15 protein-coding genes and 1 tRNA gene are annotated in these 17,312 nt (G+C 66.4%); 10 read left to right on the plus strand and 6 right to left on the minus strand.

Features of this window, described 5'->3' with window-relative positions:
• Positions 1–345 precede the first annotated feature (345 nt).
• Positions 346–1,701, plus strand: coding sequence for a PPE family protein, SVP subgroup (locus SKC41_RS07475; protein WP_330977048.1), 1,356 nt, complete (start codon positions 346–348; stop codon positions 1,699–1,701).
• Positions 1,702–1,703: 2 nt separating this feature from the next.
• Here SKC41_RS07475 and SKC41_RS07480 read toward each other — a convergent pair whose 3' ends face one another.
• From SKC41_RS07480 to SKC41_RS07490, 3 genes are all read right to left on the minus strand, one after another.
• Positions 1,704–2,597: an SCO6745 family protein gene (locus SKC41_RS07480; protein WP_330977049.1), complete on the minus strand. Its 894-nt coding sequence runs from the start codon at positions 2,595–2,597 to the stop codon at positions 1,704–1,706.
• A 44-nt stretch (positions 2,598–2,641) separates the two neighbouring features.
• A complete protein-coding gene (locus SKC41_RS07485; protein WP_330977050.1) occupies positions 2,642–3,706 on the minus strand; it encodes a hypothetical protein in 1,065 nt (354 codons plus the stop codon).
• A 139-nt stretch (positions 3,707–3,845) separates the two neighbouring features.
• Positions 3,846–3,931, minus strand: a tRNA-Leu gene (locus tag SKC41_RS07490).
• Between the two features lie 255 nt (positions 3,932–4,186).
• On the opposite strand from SKC41_RS07490, the gene SKC41_RS07495 reads away from it, so the two are divergent.
• From SKC41_RS07495 to pknB, 7 genes are all read left to right on the plus strand, one after another.
• Positions 4,187–5,878, plus strand: coding sequence for a DUF3662 and FHA domain-containing protein (locus tag SKC41_RS07495; protein ID WP_330977051.1), 1,692 nt, complete (start codon positions 4,187–4,189; stop codon positions 5,876–5,878).
• Between the two features lie 108 nt (positions 5,879–5,986).
• Positions 5,987–6,454, plus strand: coding sequence for an FHA domain-containing protein FhaB/FipA (locus tag SKC41_RS07500; RefSeq protein WP_025738168.1), 468 nt, complete (start codon positions 5,987–5,989; stop codon positions 6,452–6,454).
• Between the two features lie 52 nt (positions 6,455–6,506).
• Entirely contained in the window at positions 6,507–8,021 is a 1,515-nt protein-coding gene (locus SKC41_RS07505) for a PP2C family protein-serine/threonine phosphatase (protein WP_330977052.1), read from the plus strand.
• Positions 8,018–9,427, plus strand: coding sequence for an FtsW/RodA/SpoVE family cell cycle protein (locus SKC41_RS07510; protein WP_330977053.1), 1,410 nt, complete (start codon positions 8,018–8,020; stop codon positions 9,425–9,427). The genes SKC41_RS07505 and SKC41_RS07510 overlap by 4 nt, the downstream gene beginning before the upstream one ends.
• A complete protein-coding gene (pbpA, locus tag SKC41_RS07515; RefSeq protein ID WP_330977054.1) occupies positions 9,424–10,902 on the plus strand; it encodes a D,D-transpeptidase PbpA in 1,479 nt (492 codons plus the stop codon). Before SKC41_RS07510 ends, pbpA begins: the two co-directional genes overlap by 4 nt.
• A gap of 73 nt (positions 10,903–10,975) precedes the next feature.
• Positions 10,976–12,289 carry a serine/threonine-protein kinase gene (locus SKC41_RS07520; RefSeq protein ID WP_330977055.1) on the plus strand — a complete coding sequence of 438 codons (1,314 nt, stop codon included), beginning with the start codon at positions 10,976–10,978 and terminating at the stop codon, positions 12,287–12,289.
• Positions 12,286–14,166, plus strand: coding sequence for a Stk1 family PASTA domain-containing Ser/Thr kinase (pknB, locus tag SKC41_RS07525; RefSeq protein WP_330977056.1), 1,881 nt, complete (start codon positions 12,286–12,288; stop codon positions 14,164–14,166). Before SKC41_RS07520 ends, pknB begins: the two co-directional genes overlap by 4 nt.
• Here pknB and SKC41_RS07530 read toward each other — a convergent pair.
• Together SKC41_RS07530 and SKC41_RS07535 are read right to left on the minus strand one after the other, a co-directional pair.
• Positions 14,144–14,842 (minus strand): aminodeoxychorismate/anthranilate synthase component II, encoded by a 699-nt coding sequence (locus SKC41_RS07530; RefSeq protein ID WP_330977057.1) that lies wholly within the window; start codon positions 14,840–14,842, stop codon positions 14,144–14,146. The two genes, pknB and SKC41_RS07530, sit on opposite strands and share 23 nt — an antisense overlap.
• A 49-nt stretch (positions 14,843–14,891) precedes the next feature.
• The gene (locus SKC41_RS07535) at positions 14,892–15,635 is read right to left on the minus strand and encodes a DUF881 domain-containing protein (RefSeq protein WP_330977058.1); all 744 of its coding nucleotides are present in this window, start codon (positions 15,633–15,635) and stop codon (positions 14,892–14,894) included.
• Between the two features lie 118 nt (positions 15,636–15,753).
• Here SKC41_RS07535 and crgA point away from each other — a divergent pair, with 118 nt between their 5' ends.
• Both crgA and SKC41_RS07545 read left to right on the plus strand, forming a co-directional pair.
• Positions 15,754–16,035, plus strand: a complete 282-nt coding sequence (gene crgA / locus SKC41_RS07540) for a cell division protein CrgA (RefSeq protein ID WP_090598002.1) — start codon at positions 15,754–15,756, stop codon at positions 16,033–16,035.
• A gap of 155 nt (positions 16,036–16,190) precedes the next feature.
• A complete protein-coding gene (locus tag SKC41_RS07545) occupies positions 16,191–16,625 on the plus strand; it encodes a PH domain-containing protein (RefSeq protein ID WP_330977059.1) in 435 nt (144 codons plus the stop codon).
• Between the two features lie 42 nt (positions 16,626–16,667).
• On the opposite strand, the gene SKC41_RS07550 is transcribed toward SKC41_RS07545, so the two are convergent.
• Positions 16,668–17,216 (minus strand): peptidylprolyl isomerase, encoded by a 549-nt coding sequence (locus SKC41_RS07550; protein WP_330977060.1) that lies wholly within the window; start codon positions 17,214–17,216, stop codon positions 16,668–16,670.
• Positions 17,217–17,312 lie beyond the last annotated feature (96 nt).

The raw sequence follows: 17,312 nt of genomic DNA on the forward strand, positions 1-17,312 counted from the left end.
CCCGGCAGTCGACAACGGCTTTACGGCAGCTTTACTGGAAACGAACCTCCGGCACGGCGGCGGTCAACCGGCAGCTAAATTCCCTGCGATGCTATTGGCGGCTCACGCGATTTCGACGGACAATGCCACGTGACCTAACGTGTTATCGCAGGGCAGCTGGGTAAATCGGGTACTCCCGTGGCTAGGCATCCAAGCGGCGGCCGTAGTAGCCGGACCTCCCAGCTAACTCACAGTCTCCGTGAGCAAAATGATGAGCTCAGGCGGCCAGGCCAGGCCACGGCGTCGTGTTCGTTTGCCGTTTACCGAAGCGGCGGGCGCGCCAGGCATGCTCGATCGGAGGGAAAAGTGGACTTCGGGGTACTGCCGCCCGAGATCAACTCTGCGCGCATCTACGCCGGACCAGGCTCCGGACCGATGCTTGCCGCGGCGTCAGCATGGGAGACGCTCGCCGCGGAGCTGTACTCGACAGCAACCTCCTACCAGTCGGCAATTGCTGAGCTGACCGCTGGACCCTGGCTGGGTCCGGCGGCAGCAACCATGGCAGCCGCCGCCGCTCCGTATGTCGCCTGGTTGAGAACCGCCGGCGAGCAGGCTGAGCAAACGGGCAACCAGGCCGTCGCGGCGGCAGCCGCCTACGAGGCCGCGTTCGCGGAGACAGTGCCCCCGCCGGTGGTCGCCGCGAATCGCGCGCTGTTGGCAGCGCTGGTCGCCACGAACTTTTTCGGGCAGAACACGAGCGCGATCGCGACCACCGAAGCGCAGTACGGCGAGATGTGGGCTCAGGACACCGGCGCCATGCAGACCTACGCGACCTCCTCGGCATCGGCTACCTCACTGACGCCGTTCGAGTCGCCGTCGTCGAGCACCAACAGCGACGGGACCGCCTACCAAGCCGACGCAGTCGCCCAAGCCGCCGGTACCTCCGTCGGCAACGCGCAGCAGAACGTCCAGCAGGCCATCTCCGCCGTCCCCAACGCACTGATCAACCTGGCCAGTCCGGCCGACTTTGGATTCGGGGGGCGGGACCTACTGGGCCTGCTCGCGGACCTGAGCGCTGTTTTTCTGGATCCGGAAATCGGGGCGGCGGGACTCGCGGCCGACACCTCACTGGGGACGACGGCTCTTCCCTACGACGTAGGCGGATATTGGACCGGTGTCCACACCGACGACATCGTCAGCGGCTGGGCGGGTGTACAACCGTGGCCGGGCAATGCACCTGCACCGGCGACATCCTTTCCGGTGCTCACCGAACCGGCAGCGACGGTTTCCGGGCAGTTCCGCCACGCGCCCTCGGTCGGACGGCTGTCGGTACCGCCGGCATGGGTGGCCGCGGCCCCCGAATTACGCGCGATGACGACAGCACTGCCGGCCGCGACCGTCGGCGCCGCCGCCCAGGCCACCGGCTCCAGCGCGGGAAGCCTGTTCAGCCAGATGGCCCTGGCAAGCATGGCCGGGCGCGCTATGGCCGGCACCACCGGCGGAGGTGTCGCTCGAACCCAGGAGCGCGTCGGGATACCCGGGCGCAAACCAAAGGATTCCAAGCCCACCGAACCGCCCGAGGCGGCCCAGATTCCAGCGGGCGGCCCGATCACGAGCATCGCCGCCGAGCTTCGCGAGCTGGCCTCGCTGCGTGATGCCGGAATTCTCACCCAAGACGAATTCATCGAGCAAAAGCAGCGCCTGCTGCCGCGTGATCCGTAACGCTAGGCAGAGCTCAAATGTGCACTTGCGTCGTGTAACTCATTGCGGCGCAGTGCCATTGGCGTTACGGCGAGGACGTCGCCGCCTTCGACCACCGTTCGGGTGATCGGCGTGAGCGCTTGGAACAGCGCCTCCACCTCGTCGTCGCTCAGTGCGTCGAGCGCCGACAACCCCAGCGCATCGGTGCTCGATTCGACATGATCTTTGAGTTCGGCGCCGGCCGCGGTGAGCGTGCCATCCTCGTACAGCAGGCCACGCTCGGCCAGTCGCTGTTCGTGGTGACGCCATTCGGTCTCGTCGTAATCGCGGGTGCGCGCGATGTAATCACGCGGGACACGGTGCGCCGCCGCATGCAGCACATTGCATTCCCGGCCCGAGACGCCCGCCGCGGTCAATACCGCCACATGGCCGTCGCCGCGGTGCTCACGCAGCAGCGTGGTCGCATGCCACAGTGCGTCAAGCGGATTGTCCGGCCACGGCAGCGCGCGATTCGCGGCGAACAGCGGTCGCCCGTCGACGCCCGCCTGGCGCACCGCCTTTCCCGCCAATTCGGCTGCAAGAGTTACGTTTTCGTCTTCTTGCAACCCATAGCGGCGCAGCGCCGCGACCGCTGAGTCCTGCCGGGCACGCAATGCAGCATCCGGGCCGGCGATCTGCCATGCCGCCGGCAAGGCCTTGGCCACCCGCTGGGGCGCGAAGTTGTAGAAGATCGCGGTCACCAGCTCCGGTGGGGCCGTGCCCAGCGGGGCGGACCGGGCCGCGAAGTAGCCCATCCAGAAGCCCCGGTATCCCAGCTCGTCGAGTGCTGCCCGCGCCTCCGGCGCGAAGTACGTCACCGCGTGCACCGGCTCGAATCGATCGAAGAATCGTCGCGCCAGCTCTGTTTTTCTCCGCATGCTTGCAGTGAAGCACCGCCGCCGGACGCGACCAATCCCGGTCCCTATATAGGGCCGGGAAGCTCTCCCAGTGCCGACAGTTCGGCGTGGACGTGGCCGATCGCGGATTTGTACTGCTCGTCGCTGAGGGTCTTCGCGTAGTAGCGATCATTGCGCAGCCGATACTGCTGGGCGCGCAGTTCCCGAATGCGTTCGAGCCGGGCGGTGTCGTCCGTCGAGAATGTGAGCTCCTGCAAAGTGATTCGACCCGCCAGAACTTCTTCAACCGGGGACAGCTGGTAGCCGCATCTTGCTAGAAATTCGAGATACACCTTGCAGTAGTCGCGTTCCCCGCCTTGCCAGCCGCGGTTCGCGGTATGCCACTCGAAAGCGGCAAGCACCGCCGCCATGATCACCGCTGCGGGCCGACTGTCGATATCGACCAGCGTCTCCAAGTCCTCGTACTCGGCGTCGTCGGTTCCCAGCAGCGCAGCTGCGACCTTCATGCTGGCGGGGCAGTGCAGCCTGGTGAGGAAGTGAAAACTGCGGGCGACGAAGGCTTCGGAGCCAGGCGGCGGCGGTGCCGCCCAGACGATGTTGTTGCGAATCCAGTCCCGCCGCGTGCCGGTGACGGCCGCGGCTCGCCGATCCAGTTCACGGAGCAGAACCCAGTCGCGCTTGGCCTCGGCTGCTGCTTCGGATTCCAGCTTCACCGGTTGAGAACCGGTGAAGGTGCTTCCGGCCGTCACCTCGCTGAAAGTTAGTGGGCGCCCCATGTCCCAGGTCATATAGCTGGCACGGACATCGAGCTCCACAGAATTGGCGCGTCGGACCAAGTCACCCAATGTTGTTTTGCCGGGCACCAATCGGCAGATTCGGTCTTCCTGGCGGAGGTCGTCACGGGTGTAGATCAGGCCGATGTCGCTGCGGCGGTTCAACTCATCCGTGTTGACGTCGACGCGCCACCCCGCGGGCCCCGCAACCCCCGGGATGTAGTGGGCCGAGATCTCAACCAGAAGATCGTCGACGGTCGCTTCGTCATGGAATATCCAAAATTCTCGATGGGATTCGACATCGTCTCCCATCGCCACCGAGCTGCGATCGATCGTGACCTTGACTGTGTCGGTCATGGCTCAAGTTCTACCGACCTCAATGCCGACGGGGTAGTCACCCGATTGGCTAATCGCGGTGCCATGGCCGGCAATTGGAAAAGGCCACGACACTCGCAGAGTTCGTGGCCTTTACGCCTGCGGATTCATCGAACCGCTGTGGTGGGCGAAGGGGGACTTGAACCCCCACGTCCCGAAGGACACTGGCACCTGAAGCCAGCGCGTCTGCCATTCCGCCACTCGCCCGGGGAAAACAACCGATGGACCATATCACTGTAGTGGCCATTCGCCCTAACCGCTCCGGTGACCGAACGAGCCTGTTCGGTGCCCGGCGGCAGCGCCATGAAACCGGTTTGACCTGCATGGATGCGATTCTCAGAATTCTCACGGTGACGGAGCCTCACCGTGTCCCGATAACATGCATGGGTGATGCGACACGCAGGCGAGTGGTTTGCCTTGCGCCGGCGATATACCGCGACAAGTGCGGGCGAGCGCTGAAGCGTGGGTAGCCAACGGGGGCTCGCTGCCCGGATCGAGCGCAGGCTGGAGTCGACCGTCGGCGACGCATTTGCCCGCATGTTCGGGGGTTCGATTGTCCCCCAGGAGGTTGAGGCGTTATTGCGCCGTGAAGCCGAGGACGGCCTGCAAGCGCTTCGCGGGAATCACTTTTTGGCGCCTAACGAATACGTCATTACCCTCGGTGTGCACGACTTCGAGAAGGTGGGCGCCGATCCGGATCTGACGTCGAGCGCATTCGGCAGATACCTGGCCGACTATATCCATGAACAGGGGTGGGAAACGTATGGTGATGTCGTCGTTCGGTTCGAGCAGTTGCCGAGCCTGCATACCGGACAGTTTCGCGCCCGCGGTGCTGTCAACCCCGATGTCGAGCCCCGCACGAAGTTCAATGACCCCGCCCGGCCACAATCAAGTCAGGCGTTCAGCGCAGAACCAGGAGTACCACCAATGACTGACAACTCGAGCTACCGCGGTCAGGGGCAGGGGCGTCCCGGCGACGAGTATTACGACGAGCGTTACGGGCGTCCGCAAGACGACCAGCGCGGCGGCCAGGAGCCCCCGGGCGGATCCGACCCTCGCGGGGGATATCCGCCGGAGCAGGCCGGCTACCCGCCGCAGGGCGGATACCAGGCGCCTCGCCACCCCGACCAGGGCGGCTACCCCGACCAGCGCGGCGGGTACCCCGAGCAGGGCGGCTACCCCGACCAGCGCGGGGGCTATCCCGAACAAGGCGGTTATCCGCCGCAGGGTGGCTACCCAGGTCAGGGCGGCTACCCGGACCAGGGTCGCGGCTACGACCAGGGTCAGGGCGGCTACCCACCGTCGTATGAGCAGCGTCCGCCTGCCGGTGGTGGCGGATATGGCGGCCCGGGTTACGACCAAGGCGGGCAAGGTTACGACCAAGGCGGGCAAGGTTACGACCAGGGCTACCGGCAAGGTGGCGGCGGCTACGGTCAGCCCGGCGGGCAGCCCGCCGGTGGCCAGCAGGGCTACGGCGGCGGTTACAGCGAGTACGGTCGCGGGCCGGCTCGTCCCGACGAAGGCGGCTACGCCCCTCCAGGCGCCCCGAGCGTGCCCGAACCGCCGCGGCCGTCCTACCCCGAGCAGGGCGGCGGATACGACCAGGGTTACCAGCAAGGTGGCCAGGGTTACGGCGCCCAGCCGGAGTACGGTGGCGGCGACTATACGCAGTACGCGGAGAACGTCCCGCCCGGTGGATACGGCCAGCCGGCCGGCGGTGGATACCCCGAGACCGCCCACCGCGATTACGAGTACGGCCAACCGGGCGAGTACAGCCCGCCGGCCGACTACGGTCAGCAGGCCGACTATGCCCAGCAGGCCGGCGGCGGCTACGGCGGTTACGGCCAGGGCGGTTATGCGTCCGCCGGGGCGGCGGTCACGCTGCAGCTCGACGACGGCAGCGGCCGCACCTACCAGCTTCGCGAAGGCTCCAACATCGTCGGTCGCGGACAAGACGCCCAGTTCCGGTTGCCGGACACCGGTGTGTCCCGGCGCCACTTGGAAATCCGCTGGGACGGACAGGTCGCGCTGTTGTCCGACCTCAACTCCACCAACGGCACGACTGTGAACAACGCGCCGGTACAGGAGTGGCAGTTGGCCGATGGCGACGTGATCCGTTTGGGCCACTCGGAGATCATCGTTCGGATCCACTGAACGCACCGGGCATAAGCTGCCGTGCTTCGCCCCGCGTCGACCACCCTCCAAGTATCGTGACGTTGCTTGGTTTCATGAGGTGCGGCGCCAGGACGGAAAGGACGCCAGATGCAGGGACTGGTACTGCAGCTGACGCGCGCCGGATTTTTAATGCTGTTATGGGTATTCATCTGGTCCGTTCTCCGGATCTTGAAGACTGACATCTACGCACCAACCGGTGCGGTCATGGTTCGCCGCGGTTTGGTATTGCGCGGCACGTTGCTGCCGTCTCGCCAGCGCCGCCATGCCGCCCGCTATCTGGTGGTGACCGAAGGAGCGCTGGCAGGTGCACGCATCACGCTCAGCGGGCAGCCGGTGTTGATCGGACGTGCGGACGACTCGACGCTGGTGCTGACCGACGACTACGCCTCGACGCGGCATGCCCGGCTGTCTCAGCGCGGCTCCGAATGGTACGTCGAGGATCTAGGATCGACCAACGGCACTTACCTTGACAGGGCGAAGGTGACCACTGCGGTACGAGTTCCTATCGGAACGCCGATCCGGATCGGCAAGACGGCAATCGAGCTGCGCCCGTGAGCCGCGCCGACGACGATGATCCCGGCATCGCCGGGATCGAGGAGTGGCGCTCGTGAGCCTGGTCCTGCGATATGCCGCGCGCAGCGATCGCGGCCTGGTGCGCGCCAATAACGAAGACTCGGTCTACGCCGGCGCTCGACTTCTGGCCCTGGCCGACGGCATGGGCGGCCACGCGGCCGGCGAGGTCGCGTCCCAGTTGGTGATCGCCGCATTGGCTCACCTCGACGATGACGAACCCGGTGGCGACCTGCTCGCCAAGCTCGATGCCGCGGTGCGCGCCGGCAATTCGGCCATCGCCGCCCAGGTAGAGATGGAGCCCGACCTCGAAGGGATGGGCACCACGCTGACCGCAATCCTGTTCGCGGGCAACCGTCTTGGGTTGGTGCACATCGGAGACTCGCGCGGCTATCTGCTCCGCGACGGCGAGCTGGCCCAGATCACCAAGGACGACACCTTCGTCCAAACCTTGGTCGACGAAGGGCGGATCACGAAGGAAGAGGCGCACAGCCATCCGCAGCGATCGCTGATCATGCGGGCGCTGACCGGCCACGAGGTCGAGCCCACTTTGACGATGCGCGAAGCCCGCGCCGGTGACCGCTACCTGCTCTGCTCCGACGGGCTGTCCGATCCGGTCAGCGACGAGACCATCCACGAGGCGCTGCAGATTCCGGACGTAGCCGAAAGTGCTTACCGCCTCATCGAATTGGCGCTGCGCGGCGGCGGTCCCGACAACGTGACGGTGGTGGTCGCCGATGTCGTCGACTACGACTACGGCCAGACCCAGCCGATTCTTGCCGGTGCGGTATCCGGTGAGGAAGACCAGCTGACGCTGCCCAACACCTCGGCGGGCCGGGCTTCCGCGATCGGTCCCCGCAAAGAGGCCGCCAAACGCGTTGTGCCACAAGAGGAGCCAGCGCCCCGGCCACGCTTTGCGTGGCGGCGGATGTTTATCGTCGTCACGCTGGTGGTACTGCTGGCACTCACCGGCCTGGCCATCGGGCGAGCCATCATCCGGAGCAACTACTACGTCGCCGAATACAACGGCATGGTCTCGATCATGAAGGGGATTCAAGGGTCACTGTTGGGCATGTCCCTGCACGAACCCTATTTGGTGGGCTGTCTCAACGCACGCAACGACTTATCGATCATCAGCTTCAGCCAGTCCGGTGGCCACCTCGACTGCCGGCTCATGCAGTTGCAGGATCTGCGCCCCGCCGCGCGCGCGCAAGTGCTGGCCGGGCTTCCGGCCGGGACGCTCGATGAGGCCGAGTCGCAGTTGAAGGAATTGTCGGCCAACAACCTCCTGCCGCCCTGCCCGCCGCCTCGCGCGACGTCACCACCCGGGTCACCGAGCCCGGCGACCAGCGGTACGACACCGCCGAGTGCCCCCGCACCCACCACCCCGTCCAGCGGCCCCCCACCCAGCAGCACAGCTCCGAGTACCGCCCCCGCCAGTACCCCGCCAGCACCGCCCGCGACCCCGTCGCCCACGACCCCTTCCCCGACGGTGACTACGCTCCCGCCACCCCCACCTCAGCCGGGCATCGACTGCCGGGCGGCTGCATGACCACACAGGTCCAACCGCCGGTCACGGTGACGCCGCCGCTGCGGACTCGGCGCAACTCCGAGTTCCTGTTGTTGTGCTTCGCCGCGGTCATCACCGTCGCCGCCTTGCTGATCGTCGACGCCAACCAGGAACGCGGCCTGCGCTGGGGTGTGGCCAGCTACGGGTTGGCCTTCCTGGCCTTGTTCGGCGGCGCGCACCTGACCATCAGGCGCTTCGCCCCCTACACCGATCCGCTCCTGCTCCCGATTGTGGCGCTGCTCAACGGACTTGGTTTGGTGATGATCCACCGGCTCGACCTTGTCGGCAGCGAGCTCAGCGGTCGTCATCACGCAAGCGCAACCCAGCAGATGCTGTGGACCCTGGTCAGCGTCGCCGCGTTCGCGCTCGTCGTCACGTTCCTCAAGGACCACCGCCAGCTTGCGCGGTACGGCTACATTTTTGGGCTCACGGGTCTGGTCTTCTTGGCGGTCCCCGCCCTCCTGCCGGCCTCGCTGTCCGAGCAGAACGGCGCCAAGATCTGGATTCGCTTGCCGGGCTTCTCAATTCAGCCCGCCGAGTTCTCCAAAATTCTGCTGCTGATCTTTTTCTCCGCGGTGCTGGTCGCCAAGCGCGGCCTGTTCACCAGCGTCGGTAAGCACCTGATGGGAATGACCCTGCCCCGCGCCCGAGACCTCGCACCGCTGTTGGCGGCGTGGGTGATCTCGATCGGTGTGATGGTCTTCGAAAAAGACCTCGGCACATCGCTACTGCTGTATGCGTCGTTTCTGGTGGTGGTCTACCTGGCCACCCAGCGGTTCAGCTGGGTGATCATCGGGCTGGTGTTGTTCGCCGCGGGAAGCGTTGTCGCGTATTTCATTTTCGCGCACGTACGGACTCGCGTGCAGATGTGGTGGGACCCGTTCTCCGACCCCGACGGCAGCGGCTACCAGATCGTGCAGTCACTGTTCAGCTTTGCTACCGGGGGCATCTTCGGCACCGGTCTGGGCAACGGCCAGCCCGACACGGTGCCGGCCGCGTCCACCGATTTCATCATCGCCGCCTTCGGCGAAGAGCTTGGATTAGTGGGTCTGGCGGCCCTTCTCATGCTGTACACCATCGTGATCGTCCGGGGCATGCGCACGGCGATCGCGACCCGCGACAGCTTCGGCAAGCTGCTGGCCGCGGGTCTAGCATCGACGCTGGCGATCCAGCTGTTCATCGTCGTCGGCGGTGTCACGCAGCTCATTCCGCTGACCGGACTGACAACGCCCTGGATGTCGTACGGCGGATCCTCATTGCTGGCCAACTATGTGCTGTTGGCCATCCTGGCGCGGATCTCGCACAGCGCCCGACACCCCTTGCGCTCCCGCACTCGTGACACGTCGCCGCTCGCTGCGGCCGGCACCGAGGTGATCCAGAAGGTATGAACACCTCTCTCCGCCGGATCTCAATGACCGTGATGGCGTTGATCGTGCTCCTCCTTCTCAACGCCACCATGACGCAAGTGTTCGCCGCTGACGGGCTGCGGGCCGACCCGCGCAATCAGCGCGTCCTGCTCGACGAGTACTCGCGTCAGCGCGGCCAGATCATCGCGGGCGGCCAGCTGCTGGCCTACTCGGTGGCCACCGACAGCCGGTTCCGTTTCCTGCGGGTGTACCCCAACCCCGCTGTGTACGCGCCGATCACCGGCTTCTATTCGCTGCGCTATTCCAGCTCCGGCCTGGAGCGCGCCGAGGACGCGCTGCTCAACGGTTCCGACGAGCGACTGTTCGGGCGCCGGCTGGCCGACTTCTTCACCGGCCGCGATCCCCGCGGCGGCAATGTCGACACCACGATCAACCCCCGGATGCAGCAGGCGGCCTGGGACGGGATGCAGCAGGGTTGCGGCGGGCCGCCGTGCAAGGGAGCCGTGGTGGCCCTGGAGCCCTCCACCGGCAAGATTCTGGCCATGGTGTCCTCGCCGTCATATGACCCCAACCTGCTGGCCTCGCACGACCCCGAGGTGCAGGCGCAGGCATGGCAGCGGCTGCGCGACGATCCGGACAACCCGCTCACCAACCGTGCGATCTCGGAGACCTATCCACCCGGGTCGACGTTCAAGGTGATTACCACCGCGGCGGCGCTGCAGGCCGGTGCCAAGGACGACGAGCAGCTGACCGCGGCGCCGACGATCCCGCTGCCCAACAGCACCGCGACATTGGAGAACTACGGTGGCACGCCGTGTGGCGACCAACCCACCGTGTCGCTCAGCGAAGCCTTCGCCAAGTCGTGCAACACCGCATTTGTCCAGCTGGGCATCCTTACCGGGTCCGAGGCGCTGCGCAGCATGGCGCATTCGTTCGGCCTGGACAGCAGCCCGAGCGTGATTCCGCTTCAGGTCGCGGAATCGACGGTTGGAATAATCGCGGATGCCGCCGCTCTCGGGATGTCTAGCATCGGGCAGAAGGACGTGGCGCTGACCCCGCTGCAGAACGCGGAGATCGCCGCGACCATCGCGAACGACGGCGTAACGATGCAGCCTTACCTGGTCGAGAGCCTCAAGGGACCGGACTTGGCCAACATCAGCACGACTGCGCCCTATCAGCAGCGTCGCGCGGTATCGCCGCAGATCGCCGCTAAGCTGACAGAGCTCATGGTCGGTGCCGAGAAGGCTGCACAGCAGAAAGGGGCCATTCCCGGCGTGCAGATCGCATCCAAGACCGGTACCGCAGAGCATGGCGCCGACCCGCGCAACACTCCGCCGCACGCGTGGTACATCGCGTTCGCGCCCGCGCAGGCACCGAAGGTTGCCGTGGCCGTGCTCGTGGAGAACGGTGCCGACCGCCTCGCTGCGACCGGCGGGGCGCTCGCGGCGCCGATCGGACGGGCCGTCATCCAGGCCGCACTGCAGGGGGGCCCATGAGCTTCCGCAGGCGAGCGCACGTGAGGATCGCAGCACGGAACGTGCGAGGACCGGAGCGCGCGGGAGGCAAGCCATGAGCCCCCGAGTTGGAGTGACGCTGTCGGGCCGGTACCGGCTGCAGCGACTCATCGCCACCGGCGGCATGGGCCAGGTCTGGGAGGCGGTGGACAGTCGGCTGGGCCGGCGCGTGGCCGTCAAGGTTCTCAAGGCGGAGTTTTCGCAGGACCCCGAGTTCATCGAGCGGTTCCGCGCCGAGGCGCGCACCACCGCGATGCTCAACCACCCCGGCATCGCCGCCGTGCACGACTACGGCGAGAGCCAGATGGACGGCGAGGGCCGCACCGCCTATCTGGTGATGGAGCTGGTCAACGGCGAGCCGTTGAACTCGGTACTCAAGCGCACCGGCCGGCTATCCCTGCGGCACGCCTTGGACATGCTCGAGCAGACGGGCCGCGCGCTGCAGATCGCGCACGCCGCCGGGCTGGTCCACCGCGACGTCAAACCCGGCAACATCCTGATCACCCCGACCGGCCAGGTGAAGATCACCGACTTCGGCATCGCCAAGGCCGTCGACGCCGCCCCGGTCACCCAGACCGGCATGGTGATGGGCACCGCTCAATACATCGCGCCCGAACAGGCGCTGGGCCATGACGCCACCCCCTCCAGCGACGTGTACTCCCTGGGAGTTGTTGGCTACGAAGTGGTTTCGGGCAAACGGCCGTTCACCGGTGACGGCGCCCTGACGGTCGCGATGAAGCACATCAAGGAGCCACCGCCGCCGCTGCCGCCCGAACTTCCGCCCAACGTGCGCGAACTCATCGAGATCACGCTGGTGAAGAACCCCGGCATGCGCTACCGCAGCGGGGGCCCGTTCGCCGACGCCGTGGCCGCGGTCCGCGCCGGGCGCCGTCCGCCGCGGCCCAGCCAGTCACCGCCGCCCGGACGGGCCGCGCCGGCGGCCATTCCGTCCAGCCCGCAGGCCCGCACGACCGCCGCGCCCAGTGCGCGGGCCGGTGCACCCAGCCGGTCCCGGCCGGCCACGAGCAGTCGTCGTCCACCGCCGGCCCGTCGCACCTTTTCGTCGGGGCAGCGCGCGCTGCTGTGGGCGGCCGGAGTGCTGGGCGCGCTCGCCATCATCATCGCGGTGCTGATCGTCATCAATTCCCGCGGCGACACCCAGCAGCAGCCTCCGCCTCCGACGGTCACCGACACCGGGACGCCGCCCGCGAGCAAGACCCCCAGCGGTTCCGGCCCCAGTTTGCGACTGGATTGGACGGATCGCGCCGGGATAAGTAATTCTGGACTCCACCGCAGGCCACCCGAACTGAGCTGGGCTACCCCCTCGACGCCCAGCCGGTCGGCGGCCCGATACGAGACACCGCAATGACCACCCCTCAGCACCTGTCCGACCGTTACGAACTGGGCGACATCCTCGGTTTCGGCGGTATGTCGGAGGTTCACTTAGCCCGCGACGTCCGCTTGCACCGCGACGTCGCGGTGAAAGTGCTGCGCGCCGATCTGGCGCGCGATCCGAGCTTCTACTTGCGCTTTCGTCGCGAGGCGCAAAACGCCGCGGCGCTCAATCACCCGGCGATCGTCGCCGTCTACGACACCGGCGAGGCCGAGACGCCCGCGGGTCCGCTGCCCTACATCGTCATGGAATACGTCGACGGCGTCACGCTGCGCGATATCGTGCACAACGACGGGCCCCTGCCGCCGCGCCGCGCGATCGAGATCATCGCCGACGCCTGCCAGGCCCTGAACTTCAGCCACCAGAACGGCATCATCCACCGCGACGTCAAACCGGCGAACATCATGATCAGCACGACCAACGCGGTCAAGGTGATGGACTTCGGCATCGCGCGGGCCATCGCCGACAGCGGCAACAGCGTCACCCAGACCGCGGCCGTGATCGGCACCGCGCAGTACCTCTCGCCGGAGCAGGCCCGCGGCGATTCCGTCGACGCCCGCTCCGATGTCTACTCGCTGGGTTGTGTGCTCTACGAAATCCTGACCGGAGAGCCACCTTTCACCGGCGACTCACCGGTTTCGGTTGCCTACCAACATGTCCGGGAAGACCCGGTGCCGCCATCGAAACGGCATGCGGGCATTTCGCCCGACCTCGACGCCGTCGTACTCAAGGCGTTGGCCAAGAACCCGGACAACCGGTATCAGACCGCGGCGGAGATGCGCGCCGACCTGGTGCGGGTGCACAATGGTGAAACACCCGAAGCACCACGGGTTTTCACCGACGCCGAGCGGACCTCGCTGATGGCCTCGACGGGGTCCGGCCACGGGGGTCCGCGCACCGACCCGATGGCTCGCCAACGCCTCACCGAGACCGACCCCGATCGGATGGGCGGTCCCATCGGTCGTTGGGTCGTCGCGGTCGCCGTGCTGGCGGTGCTGACGATTGTCGTCGTCATCGCGTTCAACACGTTCGGCGGCTCGACCCGCGACGTGCAAGTGCCCGACATGCGAGGTCAGGTGTCCGCCGATGCCGTTGCGGCCCTGCAGAACCGCGGCTTCAAGACCCGCACGCTGCAAAAGCCCGATTCGTCGATCCCGCCCGACCATGTGATCAACACCGACCCCGGCGCCAATGCGTCGGTGGCGGCTGGCGACGAGATCACGATCAACGTCTCGACCGGACCCGAACAGCGCGAAGTGCCCGACGTGTCCTCGATGAGTTACTCCGACGCGGTGAGCAAGCTGAAAGCCGCCGGGTTCACCAAGTTCAAACAGGCGAACTCGCCGTCGACCCCGGACCTGCTGGGCAAGGTGATCGGCACCAACCCGCCGGCCAACCAGACGTCGGCCATCACCAACTTGATCACCGTGATCGTGGGCTCCGGACCCGAGACCAAGCAGGTGCCCGATGTCGCGGGTCAGACCGTCGACATCGCGCAGAAGAACCTCACGGTCTACGGCTTCACCAAGCTCACCCAGACGCCGGTGGACAGCCCGCGGCCGGCCGGCGAGGTCATCGGGACCAATCCACCCAAGGGGCAGACGGTTCCGGTGGACTCGATCATCGAGCTGCAGGTGTCCAAGGGCAATCAGTTCCTGATGCCCGACCTGACGGGCATGTTCTGGACCGACGCCGAACCACGGCTACGCGCGCTGGGCTGGACCGGAGTCCTGGACAAGGGCGCCGACGTCGACGCCGGCGGCTCGCAGTCCCACAAGGTGGTGTATCAGAACCCGCCCGCCGGCGCCGGGGTCAACCGGGACGGCATCATCACGCTGAAGTTCGGTCAGTAACCGCCGGTTCGGCCGGGAAATACGGCCGCACCGCGGAACGAACCTCGTTCTCCAGCCGGCGGATCAGGGTGTCATCGCGCGACCACCCGCAATAGGCCAGCCAGTTGGCCAGCATCCGGTGACCGCCCTCGGTGAGGATCGACTCCGGATGGAACTGCACACCGTGGATCGGCAGCTCGGTATGACGCACCGCCATGATGACCCCGCTGCGGGTGTGGGCCGTCACCTCGAGCACTGGCGGCAGCGATTCGGGCAGGATCGTCAGCGAGTGGTAGCGAGTCGCAGTAAAAGGATCCGGAAGCCCTTGCAGCACACCGACATTGGTGTGGTGGACACTGCTGGTCTTGCCGTGTAGCAATTCGGGCGCACGGTCGACGGTGGCGCCGAACGCGACGCCGATGGCCTGGTGCCCGAGGCAGACGCCCAGCAGCGGGGTGGCCGCCGCGGCGCACGCGCGGACCAGGTCGATCGACGCACCCGCGCGCTCCGGGGTGCCCGGTCCGGGACTGAGCAACACACCGTCGAACCGCGCGGCGATGGCGGCGTGGCTGTCTGGTGGGTCGGAGAGCCTGGCGTCGTCGTTGCGCCATACGTCAGCCTCGACTCCGAGTTGCCCCAAGTACTGCACGAGGTTGAACACGAAGCTGTCGTAGTTGTCGACAACCAGGATGCGCATCGTGTCAGGTTACCGCCCTGCCGACCACTGGTCAGTGCTCAGTGGGCCCTCAGTAGCCGACCGGGCCGGCCGGCTGCGCGAAATGCATCCGGACGGGTTCGGTGTGGCCGACGATCTGCACGTCGGGCTTGGCGTCCTCGTGGTAGCCGAGCCCGAACCGGACGACGTACTGCTTGTAGAGGATCACCAGGGGAGCGGCGGCCAGGGCCGCCTGCATGGCCGTGGCATTACCGATCGCGGTGACCGTGTAGGGCGGGCTGTAGGTACGGCCGTTGAGCAGCAGCGTGTTGCCGACGCAGCGCGGCACCGACGACGCGATGATCCGTTGATCCTGCATCTGGATCGCCTCCGCGCCAGCACTCCACAGGGCGTTGAGGACGGCCTGGATGTCTTGCTGGTGCACCACCAGGTCGTCGGGGGAGGCATCGCGCGGGAAGCGTCCGTTGGCGTCACGCTGGGCGTCATCGAGTGTCACCACCAGGCCGGGCCCATGCACCGGGGTCATGTCCGCCTCGGCCGCCAGCTCGGCCGAACGACGCAGCATGGCCGTCAATGCGGCATCGGAAGACCGCAGATGCGTCGAGTCGATCTTGCCTTCCAGTTCGTCGCGTTCGGCCTTGAGGCGATTCACCGAGGCCTGGGTCTCGCGCACCAGGTCGACCAGCCGGGGTGCATCGCTGCGGCGGATCTCGGCGCCACCGGATACCCCGTGGGTGGCCGCCAGCAGCAGTCCGGCCAGCAGGCAAACCAACGGGACACCGAAGCGCCAAGGTGACCGGCCGGTCTGGATCATCGAGTCTCCAATTTCCTGGTCGGGGGGCCAGGTGGGTTAATCTCGTAGCCAAGTCCTGCGGGTAGCTACAACCGCTATCGTTGCACCCCGTCCCGCTCACCGTGATCCCGAGGTAATCATGCCCAAGTCCAAAGTCCGCAAGAAGAACGACTTCACCGTCAGCGCGGTCAGCCGGACGCCGGTGAAAGTGAAGGTCGGACCGTCCAGCGTGTGGTTCGTCGCGCTGTTCGTGAGTCTGATGCTGATCGGTCTGGTTTGGCTGATGGTGTTCCAGTTGGCCGCCGTCGGAAGCCAGGCGCCGACCGCCCTCAACTGGATGGCGCATCTTGGCCCGTGGAACTACGCGATCGCGTTCGCTTTCATGATCACCGGTTTGTTGCTCACGATGCGCTGGCACTAACCAAGATCAACTACCGAATGGATTCATCTTGGGGTCGATCCGAGGCTAAGCCAGCAACCTTGTGAGTACCCAATCACACGCGTGTGATTTATCCCCACTGTTGATAGCTGATGTGGATAACTGCATCGGCAGTGGTGGGAGGGGCTAAGTACGGCATGCAGCAAACACGGTGGGAGCCGCGCTCGGCGGGAGTCGCTGGTTGTGGCCTCGGCGGGTTGTTCATGGCTATCGCGAGTGTGACCGTGGTCACAGACCTGCCGGGCCGCCTCATGGTGGGGATTGCCGGGGCGGGTCTGCTCTTGTTTGCGGGCGCAACATGGCGCGCGCGCCCGAAGCTGGCAATTACCCCCGCCGGTTTGGTAATTCGGGGATGGTTCCGGACGCAGGTATTGCAGCACTCCGACATCAAGATCATTCGGATCACCGAGTTCCGCCGCATGGGACGCAAGGTGCGGTTCCTCGAAGTGGAAACGGCCGACGACAGCCTGGTGCTGTTTTCCCGCTGGGACCTCGGCACCGAGCCGTTGGACGTGCTCGACGCGCTTACCGACGCCGGCTACGCCGGTCGCAACGGTGCCGAGTCGGAGTAGCTGGAAACGGCCCTAGAAACGGCCTAGAAAGGCCTCGATCGGCTAGGAGATCGTGATCGACTCGATGACGACCGGTTCGGTCGGACGGTCGTTGCCGTCGGTCGACGTCGTCGCGATCGCGTCGACCACCTTCTGCGACTCGGGCTCGGTCACCTCGCCGAAGATGGTGTGGCGCCGGTTCAGGTGCGGCGTCTGCCCGACGGTGATGAAGAACTGCGAGCCGTTGGTACCCGGGCCGGCGTTGGCCATCGCCAGCAGGTAGGGCTTGTCGAACTGCAGCTCGGGGTGGAACTCGTCGGCGAACTGGTAGCCCGGGCCGCCACGGCCGGTACCGGTCGGGTCGCCGCCCTGGATCATGAAGCCCTGGATCACTCTGTGAAAGACCGCGCCATCGTAGAAAGGACCGGAAGGACTGCCCGACGCGTTTTGGGTCGAGTACTCCTTGGTGCCCTGCGCCAGGCCAACGAAGTTGGCGACGGTCTTGGGGGCATGGTTTCCAAACAGGGCGATCTTGATGTCGCCGCGGTTGGTGTGCAGTGTGGCAGTGGCAGTCTGGTGCGGGCTGTTGGTCACGACACCAGAGTCTGCCATTCCCTACAGACCCGCCCGCACCGGGTGTCGCTCGACGCGGCCGGACGCCGAAAATCCCGCCGCCACGCGGCAATAGGAGCGCCGGTGTTTTCATGG

Source organism: Mycobacterium sp. 050128 (genome assembly GCF_036409155.1).
In the GTDB taxonomy this organism is placed as follows: domain Bacteria; phylum Actinomycetota; class Actinomycetes; order Mycobacteriales; family Mycobacteriaceae; genus Mycobacterium.

Excerpts from the sequence above, each read along its gene's own strand:
- SKC41_RS07480 (WP_330977049.1), bottom strand. The coding sequence starts at position 2,597 with ATGCGGAGAAAAACAGAGCTGGCGCGACGATTCTTCGATCGATTCGAG.
- SKC41_RS07485 (WP_330977050.1), bottom strand. The coding sequence starts at position 3,706 with ATGACCGACACAGTCAAGGTCACGATCGATCGCAGCTCGGTGGCGATG.
- SKC41_RS07500 (WP_025738168.1), top strand. The coding sequence starts at position 5,987 with ATGCAGGGACTGGTACTGCAGCTGACGCGCGCCGGATTTTTAATGCTG.
- SKC41_RS07510 (WP_330977053.1), top strand. The coding sequence starts at position 8,018 with ATGACCACACAGGTCCAACCGCCGGTCACGGTGACGCCGCCGCTGCGG.
- pbpA (WP_330977054.1), top strand. The coding sequence starts at position 9,424 with ATGAACACCTCTCTCCGCCGGATCTCAATGACCGTGATGGCGTTGATC.
- SKC41_RS07520 (WP_330977055.1), top strand. The coding sequence starts at position 10,976 with ATGAGCCCCCGAGTTGGAGTGACGCTGTCGGGCCGGTACCGGCTGCAG.
- pknB (WP_330977056.1), top strand. The coding sequence starts at position 12,286 with ATGACCACCCCTCAGCACCTGTCCGACCGTTACGAACTGGGCGACATC.
- SKC41_RS07530 (WP_330977057.1), bottom strand. The coding sequence starts at position 14,842 with ATGCGCATCCTGGTTGTCGACAACTACGACAGCTTCGTGTTCAACCTC.
- SKC41_RS07535 (WP_330977058.1), bottom strand. The coding sequence starts at position 15,635 with ATGATCCAGACCGGCCGGTCACCTTGGCGCTTCGGTGTCCCGTTGGTT.
- crgA (WP_090598002.1), top strand. The coding sequence starts at position 15,754 with ATGCCCAAGTCCAAAGTCCGCAAGAAGAACGACTTCACCGTCAGCGCG.
- SKC41_RS07545 (WP_330977059.1), top strand. The coding sequence starts at position 16,191 with ATGCAGCAAACACGGTGGGAGCCGCGCTCGGCGGGAGTCGCTGGTTGT.
- SKC41_RS07550 (WP_330977060.1), bottom strand. The coding sequence starts at position 17,216 with ATGGCAGACTCTGGTGTCGTGACCAACAGCCCGCACCAGACTGCCACT.